We start from the raw sequence: 22,932 nt of genomic DNA on the forward strand, positions 1-22,932 counted from the left end.
TTCCCTCCATTTCATTTCATGGACATATCCGATAGAACACGAGGTTGAGACCTCCGTCTGATTTTGACGGGTGTCCCCTCGTTTCTATTATTGCAAGCGATCTTCTGCTGTCTCGATTTGTTGGTTCAAATCATCGGCGGCATTTTTAGCTTCTGTTTGTGCTTGTTGCTCAATTTCACGAGCATTTTGTTGTTCGGCAAATTTTGTTAAGGCGTCCACGGTGATCAAGTCATCATCGTCATCATCCATATCACGCAATTCAATCTCTGCATCATCAATGTCTAAGACACGCATGTCTAAACCAAGTGATTGCAATTCTTTGACTAATACGCGGAATGATTCTGGTACGCCTGGTTTTGGAATTGGTTCCCCTTTAACGATCGCTTCGTATGTCTTCACACGACCAACAACGTCATCTGACTTGTACGTCAAGATCTCTTGCAAGGTATAAGCAGCACCGTATGCTTCCAGTGCCCAAACTTCCATTTCCCCGAAACGTTGTCCACCAAATTGTGCTTTACCACCCAATGGTTGTTGCGTAACCAATGAGTATGGTCCAATTGAGCGGGCATGTAATTTATCATCGACCATGTGGGCCAATTTGATCATATACATGACACCTACGGAGATTCGACCATCAAATGGTTCTCCAGTACGGCCATCATACAAAACGGTTTTGGCGTCGCTAGCCATGCCGGCTTCTGCAACTGTTGCCCAGACATCTTCATCGCTGGCACCATCAAAGACTGGTGTAGCAACGTGGATTCCTAATTGGCGGGCAGCCATTCCTAAGTGTAATTCCAATACTTGTCCAATGTTCATCCGTGAAGGCACCCCTAATGGGTTCAACATGATATCAACTGGTGTACCGTCTGGTAAGAAAGGCATGTCTTCTTCTGGCATAATGCGAGAAACGACCCCTTTGTTTCCGTGACGGCCGGCCATTTTATCCCCTTCATGGATTTTCCGTTTTTGAACGATATACACGCGAACGAGCATATTGACACCTGGTGACAATTCATCGCCAGCTTCGCGGGTAAAGATTTTCACATCATGGACGATTCCACCACCACCGTGAGGTACGCGCAGAGAAGTATCGCGGACTTCGCGGGCTTTTTCACCAAAGATTGCATGAAGCAAGCGTTCTTCTGCAGATAGTTCCGTTACCCCTTTAGGCGTTACTTTACCAACCAACAGATCGCCATCTTTGACTTCCGCACCAATGCGGATGATACCCATTTCGTCTAGATCTTTCAATGCGTCTTCCCCGACATTCGGGATTTCACGAGTGATTTCTTCAGGTCCTAATTTTGTATCACGAGCTTCTGATTCATATTCTTCAATATGCACAGAAGTGTAGACATCATCTTTCACCAAACGGCGGCTCATGATGATGGCATCTTCATAGTTGTACCCTTCCCAAGTCATGAATGCGACTAGAACGTTTTGTCCTAATGCCATTTCACCATTTTCCATGGATGGGCCATCTGCAAGGATGTCGCCTTTTTCTACTTTTTCGCCAAGGGCTACAAGTGGGCGTTGGTTGTAACTTGTTCCTGAGTTAGAACGACGGAATTTCGTTACCGAATAAACATCTAATGCGCCATTGTCGCGACGAACGCGAATTTCAGCAGCATCCACATATTCGACGATTCCATCTTGTTTACACAATAATGCAGCACCTGAGTCATGGGCTGATTTGTATTCCATACCAGTACCAACCCATGGTGATTTAGGGTTGATCAATGGAACTGCTTGCCGCTGCATGTTGGCACCCATCAAGGCACGGTTGGAGTCATCGTTTTCCAAGAATGGGATACAAGCTGTTGCGACTGCGACTACTTGTTTAGGTGAAACGTCCATGTAGTCCACTTTGTCGATCGACACTTCTAAGTTTTCAGAAGTCGCACGAGCCATAACAACATCATTCACGAATGTACCGTCTTCATTCAGCAAACTGTTTGCTTGGGCAACGACGTAATGGTCTTCGATATCTGCAGTCAGATAGTCGATTTGATCTGTCACACGGCCAGTCTCCCGATCAACACGACGATAAGGGGTTTCGATAAAGCCATATTTATTGACTTTGGCATAAGACGCCAAGCTATTGATCAACCCGATGTTCGGTCCTTCAGGCGTTTCGATCGGACACATCCGGCCATAGTGGGAATAGTGAACGTCCCGTACTTCATATCCAGCACGGTCACGCGTCAAACCACCAGGTCCTAAGGCTGATAAACGACGTTTATGGGTCAACTCACCCAATGGGTTGGTCTGGTCCATGAACTGTGACAACTGAGAAGAACCAAAGAATTCTTTGATACTTGCTACAACAGGACGAATATTGATCAATTGTTGCGGTGTCAATGTTTCTGTGTCTTGGATTGACATCCGTTCACGAACGACACGTTCCATCCGAGCAAGTCCGATTCGGAATTGATTTTGCAATAATTCCCCAACTGAACGAATGCGGCGGTTTCCTAAGTGGTCGATATCATCAACATTGCCGATACCTTCCATTAAATTGAAGAAGTAGCTCATAGAAGCAATGATATCCGCTGGACGTACTGTACGAACGGTCGTATCTGGATAGCCATTACCGATAACATTCACTTCTTGTTCTGGATCTTTTGGTGAAAAGACTTTGATGACTTGAACAGTCATTGGTTCTGTAACAACACCGTCTTCTGATGGGTAGTAAGTAACACTATTTAAACCATTATCGATAAAGGCACCTAATGTTTCCATCACTTGGTGAGTCAACACAGTTCCTTTTTCGACGATGATTTCGCCAGTTTCAGGATCAACCAATGTTTCTGCTAATGTCAAATTCAATAGACGTGTTTTCAAGTCTAATTTTTTGTTTACTTTGTAACGACCAACATTTGCTAAGTCATAGCGTTTTGGATCGAAGAAGCGAGCATTCAACAAGCTGCGTGAGCTGTCAGCCGTTTTGGGTTCGCCTGGACGCAGACGTTCGTAAACATCTTTCAGTCCTTCTTCTGTCCGAGAGTCGCTTGCATTTTTGTGCAAGTCTTTTTCGATTGTGTTGCGTAACGAATCACTGTCTCCAAAAATTTCAAAGATCGTGTCATCTGAACCAAACCCTAAGGCACGCACTAACACAGTCAAAGGAATCTTCCGAGTACGGTCAATACGTACATAAGAGATGTCTTTCGCATCTGTCTCCATTTCTAACCACGCACCGCGGTTAGGGATCACAGTTGAGCCGAATCCTTCTTTTCCGTTCTTATCGACTTTCCCATGGAAATAAACACCTGGTGAACGGACTAACTGAGAAACGATGACCCGCTCTGCCCCATTGATGATAAACGTACCTTGTTCCGTCATTAATGGAAAATCGCCAAAGAAGACTTCTTGTGACTTGATTTCGCCAGTTTCACGGTTTGTTAAACGCAATGTGACATGCAAAGGTGCCGAATAGTTGGCATCATGTGCACGAGCTTCTTCCACTGTATACTTAGGTTCTTTCAATTCATAGTCTACAAATTCTAGGGACAAATTGCCGTTAAATCCTTCGATTGGCAAAATATCTTCAAACATTTCTCTTAGGCCCTCATCTAAGAACCATTGGTAAGAGTCGGTTTGAATTTCAATCAAATTCGGTAATTCTAATACTTCACTGATCCGTGCGAAACTTCTACGTTCGCGGTGCTTTCCGTATTTTACTACGTGTCCAGCCAAGCTCTTCACCTCTTCATAAAGTCTTTCAAAAAGGCTATCCGATTATTTACAAAACTGTAACAAATATTAAATATATATTACAGAAAGCATTTTTTGCGGCTTTTAGGCAAAAAAAAACCAAAAATAGAACAGATGCAATGGGCATTTTCTACTTTTGTTTCCTTATTCCCAAGCCGAAACGGACAATATTTCGTTTCTGCTTTTTTCTTTCAGATAGTTTTTGCAACTCCTTATTATACAGATGAAGCACATTGATGTCAAGCTTTCATTGAAAGTTGCAACGCTTTTCCGATGCATGCAAATTCTAAGTTTTCTTTAAGAAAGGATTCTCTAAAATTAGAAAAAATGACGAGAAATTTCTTTGCATTTTCTTGTTTTCTTGCTATGCTAGCAAAAAAAGCATGAGCGTTACACGTGAAACATTTTGAAAGGAGCAACTATGACAACTAGAGAAAAGATTTTGGCATTGTTGCAACAAGAAACCTCCGTTTTATCCGGAGAAAAAATTGCCCAAAAATTGGACATATCACGGACTGCCGTCTGGAAAGCGATTAAAGAATTAGAGAAAAAAGGCTACCGCTTTGAACATTCAGCCAGCGGCTATCGCTATTTATCAGCAGATCGTTACGAACAACGCACGTTACAGGAAGCACTGCCGATGGTAGCAACGATCCAGATCGCTGACCAAGTTGAGACCACGATGAAAGAAGCAAAGCTAGCTGCTTTATCTGAACTTTCGACTCCGGCTCTATTTTTAGCAGAAACACAGGTAGGCGGGCATGGTCGATTCAATCGTCCTTTCTTTTCACCCAAAGGAAAAGGAATCTATATGAGCTTATTGCTGAAGCCAAATCATACCTTCAGCGAGTTGCCTCAATACACATTATTGGCAGCGGTAGCTGTGGCACAAGCAATCGATGAGTTGACCGGCAAAGAAACACAAATCAAGTGGGTCAACGATATTTACTTAGAAGGAAAAAAAGTCTGCGGTATTTTATCTGAAGCCACTAGTGACTTTGAAAGTGGCCGCATCGCTTCGATCGTCATCGGCATAGGCATCAACTTTGCGATCCCTCAGACAGCTTTCCCAGAAGATATCCAGCAAAGGGCAACCTCTCTCTTTCCAACTGGGGAAGCTCCTGTCAATCGTGCGCGCTTGATCGCAGCAGTATGGACACGCTTCTTTGACTTGTTGGATCAATTACCGGCTGATGATTATCTAACTATTTATCGTCAGAAATCATTTGTTCTTGGTAAAACCGTTTGCTTCACACAACAAGGCATCCGCTATGAAGGAGTCGCAGAGTCCATCACTGCTACTGGTGAATTAGTGGTTCGGACAACAGATGATGTCAAAGTCCTTTCTTCTGGTGAAATCAGTCTGGAGAAATATTCTTAGCAGCATTTTTTTCAAAAAACCAAACAAAGACCCGTCAGATCAAGAAAGACTGCTCTTACGATGCAGCCATTCTTTGTCTGACGGGTTTTTGTCTTGCTATTTAGTGAACGAGCATTTGCCAGATCAGGCATAAAATTAGGCCTAGAGCATAGCTACTGTTAAATAAAATCATGTTTTTGATTGAATAACCAAAGCTTCTTGGGTGAGGCAAACTTGCTTGATGCTCTTTCAAGTTTTGGCGAATCTTCGGTAAGGTTAGAAAGACGAGTAAAATCGGCCACTGATAAAGACCAAACAAAAATCCGATCAAAATCGCACCGTAGGATGCCAGCATCAATCCTTGGAAAAGATGAATGCCGTTGGTCCGACCAATGTAATAAACCAATGTGTACCGGTGGTTCTCAATATCTGTTTCTAAATCACGCAAGTTATTTGCCAACATAATATTGGCAATCGTAAATACAAGGGGCAAGGATGCTAATACAATGGCACATACCGCCCACAGATGACCCACTAATCCGAAGGTTCCGGTCGCAAAATCAATGTCTAAATAAAAAACTTTTTGTGTGACAGTGTTCAGATAGATGGTGATGGCAAAAATACCTAATCCCATCGTCATTCCACTAAAGACTTCCCCCAATGGCATCCGAGATAAGGGAACCGGCCCAAAGGTATAAAACACCCCGATAAAGCATACGACTAATCCCATCAGCAATAAAAGCCAGCCTGTCATCCAAGTCAGATAAAGACCGATCAACAACGTTAGCGCCAACATGCCAAAAATCATGTTCCGTACAAGGGTTTCGGGAATCTTTTCCCGACCGATCACATTTTGTTCATACTTATAAACCTTAGACTTTGCTTTTTTGAAATCCATGTAGTTATTGATCGATGTTGTCGTTAAATCAAACAAGATCATCCCTACAAAAAATATAATGGTGTTCAATGGATGGAATTCATGGAAGTATACGAGAGAAAACAAGATTCCCATAATAAACGGAAAAATACTTGCAACCTTAGTCCGAATCTCAACAACTTCTAAAAATACTGCAAGAGACACAAGATCCCTCCTCTTATTTTAAATCGGCACGATCGCCCATCGTGTAACCTGATTCTTCAGACAGCTTAAAGGTATCTTTGATTCCATCCGTAACATAGACGATCCCTTCTTTCGTGATGAAGATCGCATCTGTTCCTTTGTCGGTGTGCTGCTCGATATATTCTAAACCAGCTTTGATCCCTTTATCAAAAACCACCGTCGTCAAACCATCGCCATCGATCGATTTATCTGTGATCACAGATACACTGGCAATGTCATTGTCATACGGATACCCTGTTTCTGAATCAAAGATATGGTGATAGGTTTTGCCGTCGACTTTCAAATAGCGTTCATAGATTCCTGAAGTGACCACCGTTTTGTTGGTTTCTTTGATACTGCCAATAATGGAACCGCGGGCTTCGTTGGGATCTTGGATCCCCACATTCCAAGGTTCGTCTTCACCACGATTGCTATGTCCTAACACATAGACATTGCCGCCTAAGTCAACGATTGCCGAGGTAACCCCTTGTTCCTTCAATACTTTGACTACTTCATCCGTGATATATCCTTTAGCGATCGCTCCTAAGTCAATGATCATATCTTTGTCTTTTAAATAGACGGTCTTCTCATCATCATTGAACTCAACTTTCCGATAATCGATATGTTTTAGTGCTTCATCAATTTCCGATTGTTCCGGTTTGCGAGCATCATCAAATCCAATCCGCCACAATTGGGTGATCGCACCGATAGCCATATTGAACCCGCCATTAGATTTTTTGCTATAGTCATAGGCATCCTTCAATAGAAAATAAATATCATCAGAAACTTTGACTGGTTTGATTCCAGCTTGGGCATTGATCTCGTCAACTTCTGATCCTGCTTGGTTGATCGTAATCTTGTCTCCCAATTCTTTGATGCGGGCAAACGCTGGTTTCATCGCAGATTCTTTGCCTTCATCGTAAATTCTGATGCGTGTATACGTGCCTAATAAAAATTCTTCTTGAAAATATGGTTCGTCTCTTAATTGAACAGTTTCTTTTTCACTGCCGCAAGCGGATAATATTGTGATAAAAAAAACAATCAATGCAAAAAACGGTAATTTCTTTTTCATGGTCTTCCTCTTTTCTGTTGTATTCAATTTTATTATAATAGCTTTTTTTTTCTAAAATGAAAAGGGTTGGCGCCAGAATCTTAGTTTCTTTTGCGATTCTTTAATCTCTTCTGTTTCTTTATCAGACAGAGGGAGTCCACGTAGGAAGGTTTTCTACTAGAATTTTTTTATTATTGGTAGGTTATTTAGCGCTTTTGAACATAAAAAAAGCGGTACTCTACATCAGAATACCGCTTGTTCATTTATGAATTATTCAGTGACGATGTTGTCCACTTGGATAGGTGTTTCGTCCCCTTTTTCTGCTGCGTTCAACAATTGTTGTGCATAGATCACGAAGCTGTGGAAGCTGTGTGTCGCACCAGAAACAACATCCATATCAGCAACTGAACCATCTTCAGCATTTACTGCTGTCACGAATGCTTCGTTGAAGTTTGGAATAAATTCTTCTGGGTTTGTACCAGATTTTGCTTTCATGTTTTCGTTGTATTCCGCATCATCTTTTTTAGATTTGCCATCTTCGTTAACATAGTCATAGTTAGATTCAGACACTTTGCCGTCTTTGACAGTGATTGAGAATGCTACACGGTAGCCATTTGAATAGTTCTTTTCTTCTAAGCTATACGTACCATCTTTCAAGTCTGCACCGTTGTCGATCTCGATTGTATCTGTGTTGCCTGCTTGAGCAGCTTGGATCAATTGTTGTGCATAGTTTTGGAATGAATCGAATGAGTGTGTCGCACCAGAAACAACTTCAATTGCTGAAGGGCTTTGTGCCGCAACCAATTCTTCATTGAATTTAGGAATAAATTCTTCTGGACTGATTCCTGCTTTGGCTTTCATGTTTTCGTTGTATTCCGCATTTTTTGTTTTTGATTCGCCGTCTGCATTGATGTTGTCATATTTAGATTCAGTGATTTTGCCATCTTTAACAGTGATTTCAAAAACTACGCGGTAATCGTTTGAATAATTTTTTTCTTCTAATTTATATGTGCCATCTTGCAATGGTGCTCCTGCGACTACTTTCGCTTCTGATTCAGAAGTTGCTGTTGCTGATTCGCTGCTAGCGACTTGTGAAGTACTTTCTTTTGTTGACGAAGAAGCTGACGTGTTGTTGTCAGATCCACAACCTGCTAATACTAACGCTGAGAATGAAAATACCGCCATACCTACCATTAATTTCTTTGCTTTCATAATGCTCCACCTTTTACTAATTATTTTCCCACAAAAAAAGTTTGTGATTCATCTAACATTTTAAAGTAAATTAGAAATATGTCAACCGCTTCCCTATGGCTTTTGTGAATATTTTTGAACTTTTTTTGATTTTCGCAAATTTTCACGAATTTCATGAAATATCGTATTTTCCTATCAGAAGAGTTAGACAAACGATGGATTTCTATATATAATAGGAACGATTGTGTATTTATTATCATAGATTATTTTTTTTAAGGAGAGATTTGCAATGGCAAAGAAAAGCATTGTCGTTGTCGGTGCAGGGTATGCCGGTGTTTCAGCAACCAAGTACATGGCAAAAAAATTGAAAAAAGACAATGATGTAGAAATAACATTGATCGATCGTCACTCTTATCACACCATGATGACCGAACTGCACGAGGTTGCCGGGGGACGTGTCGAGCCGACCGCAATCCAATATGACTTGCAACGTTTATTTTCACGTAAGAAAAATGTTCGCTTAGTAACCGACACGGTAACTGCTATCGATAAAGAAAAGAAAGTCGTACAAACAAAACAAGGCAGCTATTCCTTTGATTACTTGATCTTAGGTATGGGTGGCGAACCAAATGACTTCGGCACTCCAGGAGTAAAAGAACACGGATTTACTCTATGGTCATTTGAAGATTCTGTTCGCATTCGTGAACACATCGAAAAAACTGTTGCTAAAGCAGCAATCGAGCCTGATGCAGCACTTCGTAAAGCAATGTTGACTTTCGTTGTCTGCGGTTCTGGCTTTACCGGTATTGAAATGATCGGTGAACTGATCGACTGGAAAGAGCGTTTGGCTGAAGACTACAAATTGGATCCAAGCGAAATCACTTTGAAAGTGGTCGAAGCAATGCCTACGATCCTTAACATGTTGGATCGTAACGATGCTGCCAAAGCAGAACGCTACTTGAAACAAAAAAATGTCGAATTAGTTCTGAACGCACCAATCGTTGAAGTGGCTGAAGATCACATCAAATTAAAAGATGGTTCAACGATCCCAACTTATACACTGATTTGGACAGCTGGTGTGAAAGGAACGAGCGACGCTGCAGACTTTGGTCTAGAAACTGCTCGCGGTTTCCGCCTTGTTGCTAACGAATATATGGAAGCAAAAGGTTATGAAGACAAAAATATCTATATCATTGGTGACTTGGTCTTCTATGAAGAATTTCCAAATACACCAACACCACAAATCGTTCAAGCCGCTGAACAAACTGGTCATACAGCTGCATCAAATATCGTCGCAGCGATCAAAGGTGGCGAAAAACACAAATTTAAAGGAAATTACCAAGGATTCATGGTATCGATTGGCGCTAAATGGGGCGTAGCCAACTTATTCAATAAGATTCACCTTAGCGGTTTCTTAGCAATCATTATGAAACATATCGTCAACTTGAAATACTTCTTTGACATTCGTTCTGGCTACTACATGTTCCAATACTTGATGCATGAAATCTTCCATATCAAAGATGATCGGACAGTGGCGCGTGGTCATACTTCACGTTACGGAAACGTTCTTTGGAGTGTTCCACTGCGAATCTTCTACGGTCTAGTATGGTTCGTTGAAGCCTTCAAGAAAATTCTAGGTACAAATGGTGAAGTCTTTAAGCCAGGAACATGGTTTGGCGAAGGTTCTTGGTTCCAAGGAAACAGCGTATTCCCTTGGACTTGGGAATATCAAACTGTTGCTGATGCAGCAAGCGGCGCGAGTGAAGCAGCTGACGCTGCCAGTGCGGCAAGCGGTGCAGGCGATGCTGCCGGCGCAGCAGCAACCCAAGCAGCTCACTTTGGTTTAAGTTATGCCTACGGCGAACAACCAATGGTCGTGATCGAAAAATCACCAGATTGGTTTACAAAAGTGATGCAATTTATTATGCCTAACAACGATGTAGCAATGTTCTTCCAAAAATTCATGGTCTTCTTTGAAATTGCTTTAGCTTTAGCATTGATGGCTGGTTTGTTTACTTGGTTAGTGAATGCAACGACAATCGTTTTAGTCTTGACATTCTGTATGTCAGGTATGTTCTATTGGGTTAACATTTGGTTCATCCCAGTAGCCTTTGCATTAATGAACGGTTCTGGCCGTGCCGTTGGTTTGGATCGTTGGGTGATCCCATGGTTACAACGTACACTTGGTAAATGGTGGTACGGTACACCGCGTTCCTTATACGGTAAAAAATAATCGCTTTTTAAACGAGACTGAGGCAGCCTGATCCTTTGATCAATGTCTCAGTCTCTTTCCAAGTTAAGCACTTTTTTATCTACTAGAAAAACCTTCTCTTAAAAGTAGTAGAAAACCAGCGGATTATGCTAGAATGAGACACAGAACTTCAAAGGAGTCTTTCTGATGAAAGTAAAAGAATTTATCCGTCGTGCCCACCTGAAGCCTTGGGACGGGGTCATCATTCTGGTACTGATACTTAGCTCGTTTTTACCAATTTTGATTTTTGGGCAATCACAAAGTACCCCTACTGCCGCCAAACAAGCTGTTTTGCGAGTTGATGGCAAGGAGATCAAAGAGTTTGATTTGATTGAAGGACAAGATAGCTACACGTATCGATACGAAGATCCAGATGGTGATTACAATCTCATTGAAATCGCTGGTGACCGCATCCGCATCAAAGAAGCTGACTGTGGCGATCAAATTTGCGTCCGCCGCGGCTGGGCCTCAAAAAATGGCGAAACAATCGTATGTTTGCCACATAAATTAGTGATCGAAGTTCGTGCAACAGATGGGAGTGAGACAGACGATCTAATCTACTGATCGTGATACTATGAGTCGTTTACAGAAAATCATTTTCATCTCATTATTAGTTGCTCAAGGAGTCGTTATCGGTTTGATTGAAAATATGATTCCGTATCCTTTTGCCTTTGCTCCCGGAGCTAAATTAGGTTTAGCCAATCTGATCACGATCATTGCTTTGTTCACTATGCCTAAACGAGACAGTTTTTTGCTGATATGGCTACGTTTGATCTTAACTACACTCTTAGGCGGAACTGTTTCAACATTCTTATATAGTATGAGTGGTTCACTTTTGAGCTATTTCGGTATGTTGCTAGTAAAACAACTAGGACCTAAGCGCGTCAGCATTATCGGGATCAGTGCAGCTGGTGGTTTTTTACACAATGTTGGCCAATTGGTCACAGCTTCTTGGATTGCTCAATCCTGGAGTGTCATGCTTTACCTACCCGTTCTCGCATTTTTCGGTATTCTATCAGGGATCGCCATCGGCATCGCCGCCAACTATCTTTTGCAAAGAGTAGACACATTACGGCGATTTCAGCTTGATTATGAACGGCAAACCAATGTCAAGTGGCGTTCTGATTCAAAATAAAGGAGTCATTTATGAAACTTCATCCAATGTGGCAAGCATATCCTGCGTTGCAAAACGATTTATCTGAATCGCTGCAATTAATGGAACAATCCTTGAAACTAAAAAATAAAGCAGTAGAACAAGCGATATTAGCGATGATCCATTCTGGCGGCAAGATGCTCCGCCCGGCCTATCAGTTGTTGTTCTCTGAATTCGGAGAAGAGAAAGATTCTCAAAAAGCAGTAGCACTATCCGCAGCGATCGAAATGCTCCATACTGCTTCACTGATTCATGATGATATTGTTGATCAAGCCGATACTCGGCGAAGCTTGCCTACTATCCGTGCACAATTCGGTAATGATGTCGCCGTTTACGCGGGTGATTATCTCTTTGTATGCTGTTTTAAACTAATGGCGGATTACGCTGGTTCTCTCAAAAGTCTGCAAATCAATTCTCGCAGCATGGAAACAATTTTAGCTGGAGAATTAGGACAAATGAGCAAACGCTACGACCTGAATGTGACGATTGAGGACTATCTGGAAAACATTTCCGGTAAAACAGCTGAACTGTTTGCTCTAAGCTGCTTTATCGGGGCTTATGAAAGTGGGGCTTCTCTACGTTTAGCCAATCAGGCAAAAACGATTGGTCAATCCATCGGGTTAGCATTTCAAATCATGGACGATATCCTTGATTACAGCCAAAGCGAAAGTGCCTTGGGTAAGCCTGTCCTTGAAGATGTCAAGCAGGGGGTCTACTCACTGCCGTTGTTGTTGGCACTGAAAAAAGAGCGGGCAGTGCTAACACTATTACTGGAGAAAAAAGCCGAGATGACCGATCAGGAAGCGCAGCAAGTCTACCAAATCGTTCACGACAGCCATAGCGTTGAAGAAGCACATCAATTAGCTGCTCGTTATACAAAAAAAGCCCTGCAAGGAATCAAGAAATTACCTGATCCTGGAAAAAATACCAAAGACTATTTGTATCAGATCACAAACCAAATCCTAGCTCGCACAAATTGAGTGGTTTTTCTATAAATAATAGTTTGATAAGTGATTTAGAGGTAGCTGCTTTCAACTAGCTGTCTTTCAGACAAAAAAGAACGATCTCCGATTGATTAGACGACACGTCTTCTATAATCGGAGATCGTTCTTTTTCTTTACTTCACTTTCTCTTAACTGTTTATCGCATTGTAACGAACTCTTCTGCTCCAGTCGGATGGATTGCAACGGTATTGTCGAAATCTGCCTTAGTTGCTCCCATTTTGATGGCGACGGCGAATCCTTGCAGCATTTCATCAACACCAATTCCAATACCGTGTAGACCAATGATCTTCTCTTCTTTTCCTAAACAAACAAGTTTCATTTCACATTTTTGACGATAGTCATTCAATGCAAAGTACATTGGTGTAAAGCGTGAATGATATACTTTGATTTCTTCTTCGCCATATTTTGCGATTGCAGCTTCTTCTGAAAGACCGATCGTTGCAATTGGTGGGTGCGTAAAAATGACTGTCGGCACCAGATCATAATCTAAATGTGCCTCAGTTTGACCATTGAACAATCGTTCAGACAAGCGACGACCCGCTGCAATCGCTACTGGCGTCAACTCTAATTTGCCGATCACATCTCCAACTGCAAAGATCGATTCAGCAGTCGTATTTTGGTACTTATCAACAATGACAAAGCCTTTTTCATCTAGAGAGACATCTGTATTTTCCAAACCAAGGTGTTGGGTATTGGGCACTCGTCCCCCAGCAAACAATACACAGTCCCCCGTCAGTGTTTGACCATTTTCAAAGAAAACCGTATATTGTCCATCACGTTCTTCGATCCTTTCAGCTACATAGCCGGAATAAAGGTCCATTCCTGCTTCTCGATAAATTTCTACTAAATTATCAGTTAACATATGATCAAACGCCCGTAATGGACGTTCTTTACGATAAGCCCAAGAAACGTGACTGCCAAATTGCTGACTCATTCCGCTAAGTTCTGCCGCAATGTACCCTGCTCCTAAGACAATCATTTCTTTAGGCACTTCTTCTAAGGCAAAAAAGCCATTGGAATCAATCGCATGTTCACCACCAGGAATCGACATGACACTAGGTTTTCCTCCTGTAGCAATTAAGATCTTTGGCGCTCTGTATTCTTGTCCATCGACCGTCACAGTATGGTTATCCACAAACTGTGCATAACCGTGGATAACTTCTACTCTGTTGCTATCTAAGCCTTTTTGATATGCTGTGTGTAAAAAATCAATATATTTTTCACGGTTATCCACAAGTTGCTTGAAATCAAATTTATCCACATGTGGATAAATACCATAGCTCGTGGCATCACGCTTAATCATTTCTAACATTTCACTTGCTTGCCACATCACTTTTTTGGGTACACAGCCCACATTGACACAAGTACCCCCCAGCTCATTGCCTTCAATCAATAAAACTTTGGCTCCATGCATTCCTGCACGGTTAGCAGAAGCAATCCCGCCACTGCCACCGCCAATCACTATGTAATCATACTCTTGCATTATTGGTCTCCTCCTTAGGAACAACTTCATTTTGGTGTATATCGAAGGATTTTTCAAATCTTACAAAAAAATGCGACAGAAAGCACCGAGTCAATGATAAAGGGAGAGGAACATAACATGTACGAAATTCAAACTCGCTTTTAGCACAGTGCGCTACCCCTCGAATCTCATTATTTTTCCTTTATCAGCCTTGGATACTTCTGTCACAGTTTTTATTTTTTCTTCCGGATCATGTCGCCAACCTGAACAGGTTCAGCGACGGGCATCGTTAGAAGCATCATCGGATTTGGCGCGCGATCGATCGATTCACCGTCTTCATTATACATGACTTCCACCTTTTGATGGAAATGATGGAATCCAGGTCCATAAAACTCGATCTCGTCCCCCACCGAAAACAAATTCCGCTGCCGGATCGTGGCCATCTTTGTTGCGTCATCATAGGCCATGACTTCCCCGATAAACTTGTATTGCGGTATTTTACGCCGAGGACCAAATAATTGCTCATTTTCACTCGGTGTATGGTAATAAAATCCGGTAGCTAGTTCTCTTTGCGCTACCTTCCATAATTCATCAATCCACTCTTGTTTGCAGACATAGTTCTCTGGATCTTCCATATAACTGTCAACTGCCGCTTTGTACACATTCGCAACAGTTGAAACATAGTGGATCGATTTCATCCGTCCTTCGATCTTAAAACTATCGACGCCGTTTTCAATCAAGTCAGGAATATGTTCGATCATGGACATGTCGACTGCACTCATTGAGAATTCTTCTTCGATCGTTCCATTCTTTGTCAAACTCTTTCTTTCTTGTGCAAAAGGCATATCAAAAAGATCATATTTCCAACGACAAGATTGTGAGCAACCACCACGATTGGCATCTCGCATCGACATGTGATTGGACAATGTACAACGTCCAGAATAAGAGATACACATCGCCCCATGAATAAAAGCTTCAATCTCCACACTCGTATTTTTGCGGATTTCGGCGACTTCTTCCATGGATACTTCTCGAGCCAAGACAACTCGCTCAAGCCCTTCTTCTCGCCAAAATTCTAGCGTTTCATAATTTGTCGCGGAAGCTTGCGTTGAAAGATGGATCGGCAATCCTGGTGCTTCTGTCGCACAGATCTCGATCAAAGCAGGATCAGACACGATCACCGCCGAAATTCCCACATCCCGCAATTGACGGAAAAATTCCCCAGCTCCTTCTTGATTGCCTTCATGGGTGACCATATTTGCTGCTACATATACTTTAGCATTATGAGCTTTAGCAAATGCAACCCCTTCAGCCATCTCTTCATAGGTAAAGTTTCCGGCACGACTGCGTAAGCCATAGGCGTTGCCGCCTATATAAACAGCATCCGCCCCGTAATGAATGGCTGTTTTTAATTTTTCTAATGTACCGGCTGGTGCCAATACTTCTGGCCGTTTCAATTTTTGTTTGACTGTCATTTCCATTGCTCCTTACTTGATATCCTCTGGATTGATCGCATAAAAACCGGTATCTAACCCCCGTTGAGCTGGATGTAGCTGACGTACTTGTTCACTCAAGCTAGCTGCTTGTTCAGCAGTCCATGTGCCTTCAGTAAGCAATTGCTTCGCCTGTGCAAAACAAGCTACGATCGAGACAAACGCTGTCCCTGGAGTAAATAAACCGTCTAACTTCCAAGTCTGGTACCCCGTTTCAAAAAGAGACTGCAATTCATTCATCAAATTGATGTCATTATTGGCGAAAATATGTGTGCCATGACTGTCTTCATAAATCGAGTAGTGGGTATCCTCCTTCTTGGGTTCTGATAAAAATAAACCTCGCTCACGAGATTTTTCATCTTCCTGTTGCGTATAATTATAATAATTTTGAAGCAATGGACGTTTCGACTGATGGATGCACGTTGCCCCATAGACAAGCACTTCCGCAGGAATCGTTAGCTGTGGTGCTAAAACTGTCATTTCTCCAAAGGGGACTTCTCTTGCTAAAACTGCTCCAATCGCCCCTTTTTGCCCCCAAAAATTGATTTGTCTAGCACTGGTGACCAGCGTCTCTCCATCGTATACAAACGGCAATGCCAATTCCGGATTCTTTTTCATACGATAAATGATTCCTGGATCGCCGATAGAAATTTTATCAACATGGTTGGCCTTCAAAAAAGCCAAGTATTCTGGAACTAGCGTCATTTTTTGCGGGTGCATGATGCCATTGACTGCCGCCATCGCTTGTTTTCCTTCTGCTTGCGCTAAGCGGATCAATTCGCTTTGTTCCTCTCGTGAGAAAGATGTCGGCAAACGCAAACCGAAAGTTTCTTCTCCGAAAAAAATAGTATCTACATAAGGTAAGAGCTGTTTTGCTTGTTCAATCGACTCCACCGTTGCGATAATCTCAACCATGATATTCCTCCTCTATAACTCACTAATAGTATCACAGGCAACACGGCTTTCCAAGACTTCCTTTTGAACTTTTTTCACTAAAAAAAGGAATACTCAGCGATGAGAACTGGTAATCCAACTTTAACGCTCTTTTAAATTTGTGAACTTTATGAGTTTTTATCTCCATTTCAATTGTTCGAAATCCAACAAATACTATTTGCCCACAAAAAAACTATCCAAGCAGCAAACGATGGTTCAGCCTGCATTCTGCTGACCATCAGTCGTTTGCTAGTTAGATAGTTTCATTTTTCTTTCTAATAGAGCTTATACTTGTTGAAGAATACGAGATTGGCCTTCTCTTACATTCAATGTAATTGAGCCTTTCGATGCCCCAATCGTCACCCGGTCACCTAAATGGATCTGTCCAGACAATAGTGCTTCGCTTAAGCGGTCTTCGACCTCTTTTTGCAATGCTCGACGAATTGGGCGAGCCCCATATTCTGGATCAAAACCAGCTTTACCGATGACATCAATCGCTGCAGATGTGATCTTCAGTTGAATGTCTTGATCACTGAGACGTTTGATGATCGCTTTACTCATGATTTTAACGATTTCATGAATTTCATCTTCGCCTAATGAACGGAAGACAACTGTTTCATCCACCCGATTCAAGAACTCAGGACGGAATGCTTTCTTGAGTTCTTCCAGAATCCGTTTTTGCATCGCTTGATGGTCTTTGCTAAGATCCACCACATTGAAACCTACATTCTTTTCTTCACGAATCTGTTGTGCGCCGATATTTGAGGTCATAATCAGGATTGTATTACGGAAATCGACTTTCCGCCCTTTGGCATCTGTCAAATGACCATCATCAAGGACTTGTAAGAGAATATTGAAGACATCTGGATGAGCTTTTTCCACTTCATCTAGTAAAATCACTGAATAAGGTTTTGAACGAATCTTTTCAGTTAATTGTCCACCCTCATCGTAACCAACATAACCAGGAGGGGAGCCAATCAAACGACTTGTACTGTATTTCTCCATAAACTCAGACATATCCACACGAACGAGTGAATCCTCACTGCCAAACATTGCTTCTGCCAAGGCTTTTGCCAGCTCTGTTTTTCCGACACCCGTAGGACCTAGGAACATGAATGAACCAATTGGACGATTCGGATCTTTTAGACCACTACGTGCTCGACGAATCGAACGTGCGACTGCTTTCACAGCTTCTTCTTGACCAACAACTCGCTGATGCAGGATTTTTTCTAGATCGAGAAGCCGTTCACTTTCTTTTTTCTCCATTTGCTGTAAAGGAACGCCCGTCCATTGCGACACGACTGCCGCAACATCTTCGCCTGTGACACTGTCTGCGTAGCCAGAAGCTTCTTTCACTTCCATGAACGCAACTTCAGTCAACTGCTGGGTCAATTTCTTCTCTTTGATGCGCAAACGAGCTGCGGCTTCAAAATCTTGTTGGCGAATCGCTGCTTCTTTTTCTTCAATCAGATTGGCGATTTCATTTTGCAAATCGGCCAACTCAGAACTTTCGTCTGTTTTATCCAAGCGCACTTTTGCTGCCGATTCGTCCATTAAGTCAATGGCTTTGTCCGGCAACTGCCGTGAATTGATATAGCGTACCGACAATTGGACAGCGGCATGCAGGGCATCATCTGAAATCTCTACGCCGTGATGCTCTTCATAACGGGGACGTAATCCTCGTAAAATTTCTTCTGCTTCTTCTGGCGTTGGCTCATCCACTTGAACACGGGCAAACCGTCTTTCCAATGCAGAATCTTTTTCGATATACTTTTGATATTCATCTAAGGTCGTAGCACCAATTGTTTGTAATTCTCCGCGGGCTAATGCAGGTTTTAATATATTCGATGCATCGATAGCACCTTCCGCACCACCAGCACCAATCAGTGTATGCAGCTCATCAATAAATAAAATGATCTGTCCATCTTGGTAAATTTCGTCGATGATTTTCTTCATTCGATCTTCAAACTCACCGCGATATTTCGTGCCAGCTACTAAAGCACCCATATCTAACATCATTAAGCGTTTGTTCTGCATATCTTCTGGTACTTCACCGTGAATGATTTTTTGTGCCAATCCTTCAGCAATAGCTGTTTTACCAACCCCCGGTTCCCCTACTAAAACAGGGTTGTTTTTGGTCCGGCGGCTTAGGATTTGAATCAATCGTTTCACTTCTTTTGCTCGACCCACTACTGGATCTAAGCGTTTATCTCTTGCCAATTTTGTTAAATCTCGAGCTAGTGAGTCCAGCGTCGGCGTTCCTTGTGCTTTTCCTTGAGGACGACGACGACCCGCACCACCGGCATTTTTTGTGTCATTGATACCCATTTTTTTCTTTAATAACTGCCGCATTTTAGCCAAACTCAAACCTAAGTTCAACATGATTCTTGAGGCTAAAATATCTTCATCCCGAAGCAATCCTAACAAAAGATGCTCTGTGCCGATTTGAAGAGCGCCTAAACGCTTAGCTTCATCTCCAGCGTAAACAAATGTTTGCTTCGCTCGTGGGGAATAGGCTAGATAGGCATTCTCTGGATATTGGCGAACAGTTCCGTAACCTGTTAAATGCTCGATTTCTTCGCGAATATCATTTTCAGTGATATTCATTTCCCGTAACGTTTTGCCGGCAATGCCATTTTGTTCAATGACTAAGGCAAGCAAGATGTGTTCTGAACCTACGGACTGATGTTTAAAGTACTTTGCTTCTTCCTGTGCGATCGTCAGCACAGCTTTCGCTCGTTGTGTAAATAGTTCATCCATCTCATTCACTTCCTGTCTTCATAACTTAAACGTTCTAAAATTGCATGGAGCAAGTCTGCTCGTGTTCGATTTTCATAAGGAGAACGTCCTAATACTGACTTCGCAATGACGGTCAACAATAAATTGCCCTCACGCTTCGACAGGATTCCTTCCTCATAAAGTTTTTGGATTATTGCATAAGCATCTTTTTCCGAGATGGTTTCATCAAATAATTGATTCATTTCTTCAAGGTAGTGGTGGTTATCCGTGATCTTTACTTTTTCGATACGGATATATCCTCCGCCTCCACGTTTGCTTTCAACAGTATACCCTCTTTGAATAGTGAAACGGGTATTGATCACATAATTTATTTGTGAAGGCACACAATTGAATAAATTCGCCATTTCAGCTCGGCGAATCTCGATTGTTTCGCTGTCTTCAAGAATTTTCTTCAAATATGCCTCAATCAAATCGGAAGTGTTATGATGATTCAATTCATTCCCTCCCTTGACTAATTCTGACCTTCATTATACCCAATTTTTGAAAACTTGAAAAGATGTACGCCTAGAGATGCGGAATTACTAAAAGAAACTTAAACAGCTAGCTCTTTTTTCGCATCACAAAAAAACTATCCGCATCTTCAAGTGGTTACTTCTACAGTCTTTGGTTGCCATCTCACTGCGACCTATAGAGTAAACTTAAAAATCATTCGGATAGTTTTTTCAGCTATTGATTAATCTTCAGAGCTCGTTGAACTCGTACTTGTTGATTCACTGCTAGCGGAGGATTCACTCGTAGAGGACTCTGGTTTTGGTCCTTTAGAAATAGTAACATTTACTGAAGAACCAACAGCCACCGAAGTCCCTTCACCTGGCGAAACATCTGTGACTTCTCCAGCCGGAACAGAATCATTGTAGCCCGATTCTTCTTTGATCGAATATTTTAACCCAGCCTCATTTAGTGCTGCTACAGCATCATTTCGACTCTGTCCAATGATTCGTGGCACATTAACCATCTCTTGACCGCTGCTGACTGTCAGCGTGATAACAGTTTGAGAGGTAATGACTGATTCTCCTGCTCCTGGCGCTTGATTAATGACAGTCCCCACCGGTTCATCGCTTGGCGCTGATTGTTCATAAATATTTTCGGTTGGAACTCCTTTTGAGGTCAATGCCGCCCGTACATCTTCGATTCTTTGACCATAATAGTCTTCCATTGCAAACGATTCAGGTCCCGTGCTGACTACAAAAGTAATGTCATCCTCTTTCGGAGAAACTTTCTCGCCGACATCTGGTGATTGGCTAATGATCAGACCTTCTCCGATAGCATCACTGGATTTGGTCTCTTCTTTGATTTGGTCTTCTGAAAAACCTAACTTGATCAACTCGGCTTTTACATCTTCAAAATTTTTCTCTTCATAGTTTTTTAAGGTGATTTTTTCAGTCCCTGAGCTGATATACAAAGTGATCTCGCTATTTTTTTTGACTTCGGTTCCTTCTTGTGGATCCGTTTTAACGACATTGCCTTCTTCAATCTCATCGTCAGCAATTTCTTCGGTTTCATCAGCAACTTTTAATCCTGCTGCTTCCAGCTTTTCTCGAGCAACGGTCTCTGTGTCTCCGCTGACTTTAGGGATCTCAACATCGCCGCGCCCTCCGCCAAAAACAAAATAGCCGCCAATGACCAGCAGCGCTGCAATAACTAGTATTGGCAGGATCAGCCACCATTTCTTCCGCTTCTTCTTTGGTTTTTCTTGTTTCTGGTCTGCGGTCTCTTCTACTTCTGGCTCCGTCACTGCCGGTTCTGCAGGCTGTTCAGCTATCATTTCATCGGTAATAGGGGTCAGCGCTCGAGTTTCATCGTTTAGCGCATGTGGCTCCCACCTTGGTTCATTCAAGCGCTCAGGTGACAGGGCTGTTGAAAGATCTTCTCGCATTTCATCAGCGGTCTTATAACGATCGGCTTGCTCTTTCGCTGTTGCCTTTAATACGACATTCTCTAATGATTGAGGAACATTTTTATCATAGATACGAATAGAAGGGATCTCATCTTGAAAATGTTTTAAGGCAATTGTGACAGCGGACTCACCATCAAAAGGAACTTTCCCCGTCAGCATTTCATATAGGATGATTCCAATCGCATAGATATCAGATTGGTTAGTAGCCATACTTCCCCGTGCTTGCTCTGGCGATAAGTAGTGCACAGAGCCTAACATCGAGTTGGTTTGGGTGATCGATGTTTCCGATAAAGCAATCGCGATCCCGAAATCCGTGATCTTAACGACGCCTTCTTCATTGATCAGAATGTTTTGTGGTTTCAAGTCCCGATGAATGATTCGATGTTGGTGAGCCAATGCCACTGCTGACAAAATTTGTTGCACGATATCGACAATCTGTAGATAAGGAACTGGGTAATGGGTTTGAATATATCGCTTCAAGTCCATGCCTTTGACATATTCCATCACCAAAAACTGCATCCCATCTTCTTCGCCTACATCATACACTGTTACGATATTGGGATGAACCAACTCTGTGGCAGCCAATGCTTCACGCTGAAAGCGGCGAATCGCATTTTTATCATTTTGGAAGTCAAATCGCAATACTTTGACGGCAACTTCTCGATCAAGAATCAAATCATGAGCCAGAAATACATTTGCCATGCCGCCACTGCCGATATTGCCAATGATTTTATAGCGGCCATTTAACTTTTTCCCTATTTCAATCATGGGCAGTTCCTCCAACTTTGATCAGTAACACTGTGATATTATCGACTCCGCCTTGTTGATTGGCTGCATCGATCAACTGCTGAACTGCTTCTTTAAGGGACGACGCGCCTTCAATGATGGCTGCGATCTTTTCATCTGCCAACATGTTTGTCAGTCCGTCTGAGCAAAGAAGCAAGTAATCACTTTCAGCAAAATAATGAATCGCTACATCTACTTCTACTGTATTAGGCATTCCAACAGAACGAGTCAAAACATTTTTGCGTGGATGGTTCAGTGCCATTTCAGCAGTAATTTGGCCAGATTTCACCAATTCATTGACAAGAGAATGGTCTTCAGTAATTTGTATCAACTCATGATCCCGCAAAATATAGGCGCGGCTGTCGCCAACATTCGCAATCGTAAATTGATCCTCAAAGAGTGCTACAGCAATGATCGTTGTTCCCATGCCATTCAGCGCCTCATCCTCGATGCCTTTTTCATAGATCGAGACACTTTCTGCCTGGATTTTTTGGATCAGCCATTGAGCAGCCTTTTCACTATCTGTCAATTCTGTTTTTTCCCAAGCGATTCCCAAGCCACTCACAGCCTGACGACTCGCTACATCACCTGCCCGATGTCCTCCCATCCCATCAGCTAAGATCGCCAATGTGATACTTTTTTTGTTGACATACACAGCAGCAAAGTCTTGGTTCGTATTCCGACGTTTACCAACATCTGTTTGAAAATGGATTTCCAACTTCTTTTCACC

The 22,932-nt window shown here is 42.2% G+C and carries 16 protein-coding genes; 5 read left to right on the forward strand and 11 right to left on the reverse strand.

Annotated features, from left to right (window positions below; translation table 11 throughout):
- Positions 1-87: 87 nt before the first annotated feature.
- Positions 88-3,705 (reverse strand): DNA-directed RNA polymerase subunit beta, encoded by a 3,618-nt coding sequence (gene rpoB / locus EGX73_RS05150; RefSeq protein WP_005469779.1) that lies wholly within the window; start codon positions 3,703-3,705, stop codon positions 88-90.
- A gap of 439 nt (positions 3,706-4,144) precedes the next feature.
- On the opposite strand from rpoB, the gene EGX73_RS05155 reads away from it, so the two are divergent.
- A complete protein-coding gene (locus EGX73_RS05155; protein WP_005469778.1) occupies positions 4,145-5,104 on the forward strand; it encodes a biotin--[acetyl-CoA-carboxylase] ligase in 960 nt (319 codons plus the stop codon).
- A 100-nt stretch (positions 5,105-5,204) separates the two neighbouring features.
- Here the strand turns inward: EGX73_RS05155 and menA are convergent, their stop codons facing one another.
- From menA to pplA, 3 genes are all read right to left on the reverse strand, one after another.
- Complete coding sequence (gene menA / locus EGX73_RS05160; RefSeq protein ID WP_005469776.1) at positions 5,205-6,164, reverse strand: 1,4-dihydroxy-2-naphthoate polyprenyltransferase; 960 nt, start codon at positions 6,162-6,164, stop codon at positions 5,205-5,207.
- A 13-nt stretch (positions 6,165-6,177) separates the two neighbouring features.
- Positions 6,178-7,254: an FAD:protein FMN transferase gene (locus tag EGX73_RS05165; RefSeq protein ID WP_005469775.1), complete on the reverse strand. Its 1,077-nt coding sequence runs from the start codon at positions 7,252-7,254 to the stop codon at positions 6,178-6,180.
- 249 nt (positions 7,255-7,503) lie between these two features.
- Positions 7,504-8,445, reverse strand: coding sequence for an extracellular electron transfer flavoprotein PplA (gene pplA / locus EGX73_RS05170; RefSeq protein WP_003128866.1), 942 nt, complete (start codon positions 8,443-8,445; stop codon positions 7,504-7,506).
- Between the two features lie 268 nt (positions 8,446-8,713).
- Between pplA and EGX73_RS05180 the strand changes: the two genes are divergently transcribed.
- The 4 genes from EGX73_RS05180 (at position 8,714) to EGX73_RS05195 (ending at position 12,808) form a co-directional block, all read left to right on the forward strand.
- Positions 8,714-10,657, forward strand: a complete 1,944-nt coding sequence (locus EGX73_RS05180; protein WP_005469767.1) for an NAD(P)/FAD-dependent oxidoreductase — start codon at positions 8,714-8,716, stop codon at positions 10,655-10,657.
- Between the two features lie 165 nt (positions 10,658-10,822).
- Positions 10,823-11,239, forward strand: coding sequence for a NusG domain II-containing protein (locus tag EGX73_RS05185; RefSeq protein WP_003128860.1), 417 nt, complete (start codon positions 10,823-10,825; stop codon positions 11,237-11,239).
- Positions 11,240-11,249: 10 nt separating this feature from the next.
- Positions 11,250-11,810 (forward strand): Gx transporter family protein, encoded by a 561-nt coding sequence (locus EGX73_RS05190; protein WP_003128859.1) that lies wholly within the window; start codon positions 11,250-11,252, stop codon positions 11,808-11,810.
- An 11-nt stretch (positions 11,811-11,821) separates the two neighbouring features.
- Positions 11,822-12,808, forward strand: a complete 987-nt coding sequence (locus EGX73_RS05195; protein WP_123866790.1) for a polyprenyl synthetase family protein — start codon at positions 11,822-11,824, stop codon at positions 12,806-12,808.
- Between the two features lie 160 nt (positions 12,809-12,968).
- On the opposite strand, the gene gor is transcribed toward EGX73_RS05195, so the two are convergent.
- The 7 genes from gor to EGX73_RS05230 form a co-directional block, all read right to left on the reverse strand.
- The gene (gene gor, locus EGX73_RS05200) at positions 12,969-14,315 is read right to left on the reverse strand and encodes a glutathione-disulfide reductase (RefSeq protein ID WP_003128856.1); all 1,347 of its coding nucleotides are present in this window, start codon (positions 14,313-14,315) and stop codon (positions 12,969-12,971) included.
- A gap of 212 nt (positions 14,316-14,527) precedes the next feature.
- On the reverse strand, positions 14,528-15,769 hold the full coding sequence (locus EGX73_RS05205; protein ID WP_005469760.1) for a U32 family peptidase: 1,242 nt from the start codon (positions 15,767-15,769) through the stop codon (positions 14,528-14,530).
- Between the two features lie 12 nt (positions 15,770-15,781).
- Positions 15,782-16,702, reverse strand: a complete 921-nt coding sequence (locus tag EGX73_RS05210) for a peptidase U32 family protein (RefSeq protein ID WP_003128854.1) — start codon at positions 16,700-16,702, stop codon at positions 15,782-15,784.
- A gap of 303 nt (positions 16,703-17,005) precedes the next feature.
- Positions 17,006-19,480 (reverse strand): ATP-dependent Clp protease ATP-binding subunit, encoded by a 2,475-nt coding sequence (locus EGX73_RS05215; RefSeq protein ID WP_123866791.1) that lies wholly within the window; start codon positions 19,478-19,480, stop codon positions 17,006-17,008.
- 5 nt (positions 19,481-19,485) lie between these two features.
- Positions 19,486-19,953, reverse strand: a complete 468-nt coding sequence (locus EGX73_RS05220; protein ID WP_003128852.1) for a CtsR family transcriptional regulator — start codon at positions 19,951-19,953, stop codon at positions 19,486-19,488.
- 239 nt (positions 19,954-20,192) lie between these two features.
- Positions 20,193-22,184: a Stk1 family PASTA domain-containing Ser/Thr kinase gene (pknB, locus tag EGX73_RS05225; RefSeq protein ID WP_005469756.1), complete on the reverse strand. Its 1,992-nt coding sequence runs from the start codon at positions 22,182-22,184 to the stop codon at positions 20,193-20,195.
- Positions 22,177-22,920 (reverse strand): Stp1/IreP family PP2C-type Ser/Thr phosphatase, encoded by a 744-nt coding sequence (locus tag EGX73_RS05230; protein WP_123866792.1) that lies wholly within the window; start codon positions 22,918-22,920, stop codon positions 22,177-22,179. The genes pknB and EGX73_RS05230 overlap by 8 nt, the downstream gene beginning before the upstream one ends.
- Positions 22,921-22,932 lie beyond the last annotated feature (12 nt).

This window comes from Enterococcus sp. FDAARGOS_553, from assembly GCF_003812305.1.
Classification (GTDB): Bacteria; Bacillota; Bacilli; order Lactobacillales; family Enterococcaceae; genus Enterococcus_D; species Enterococcus_D gallinarum.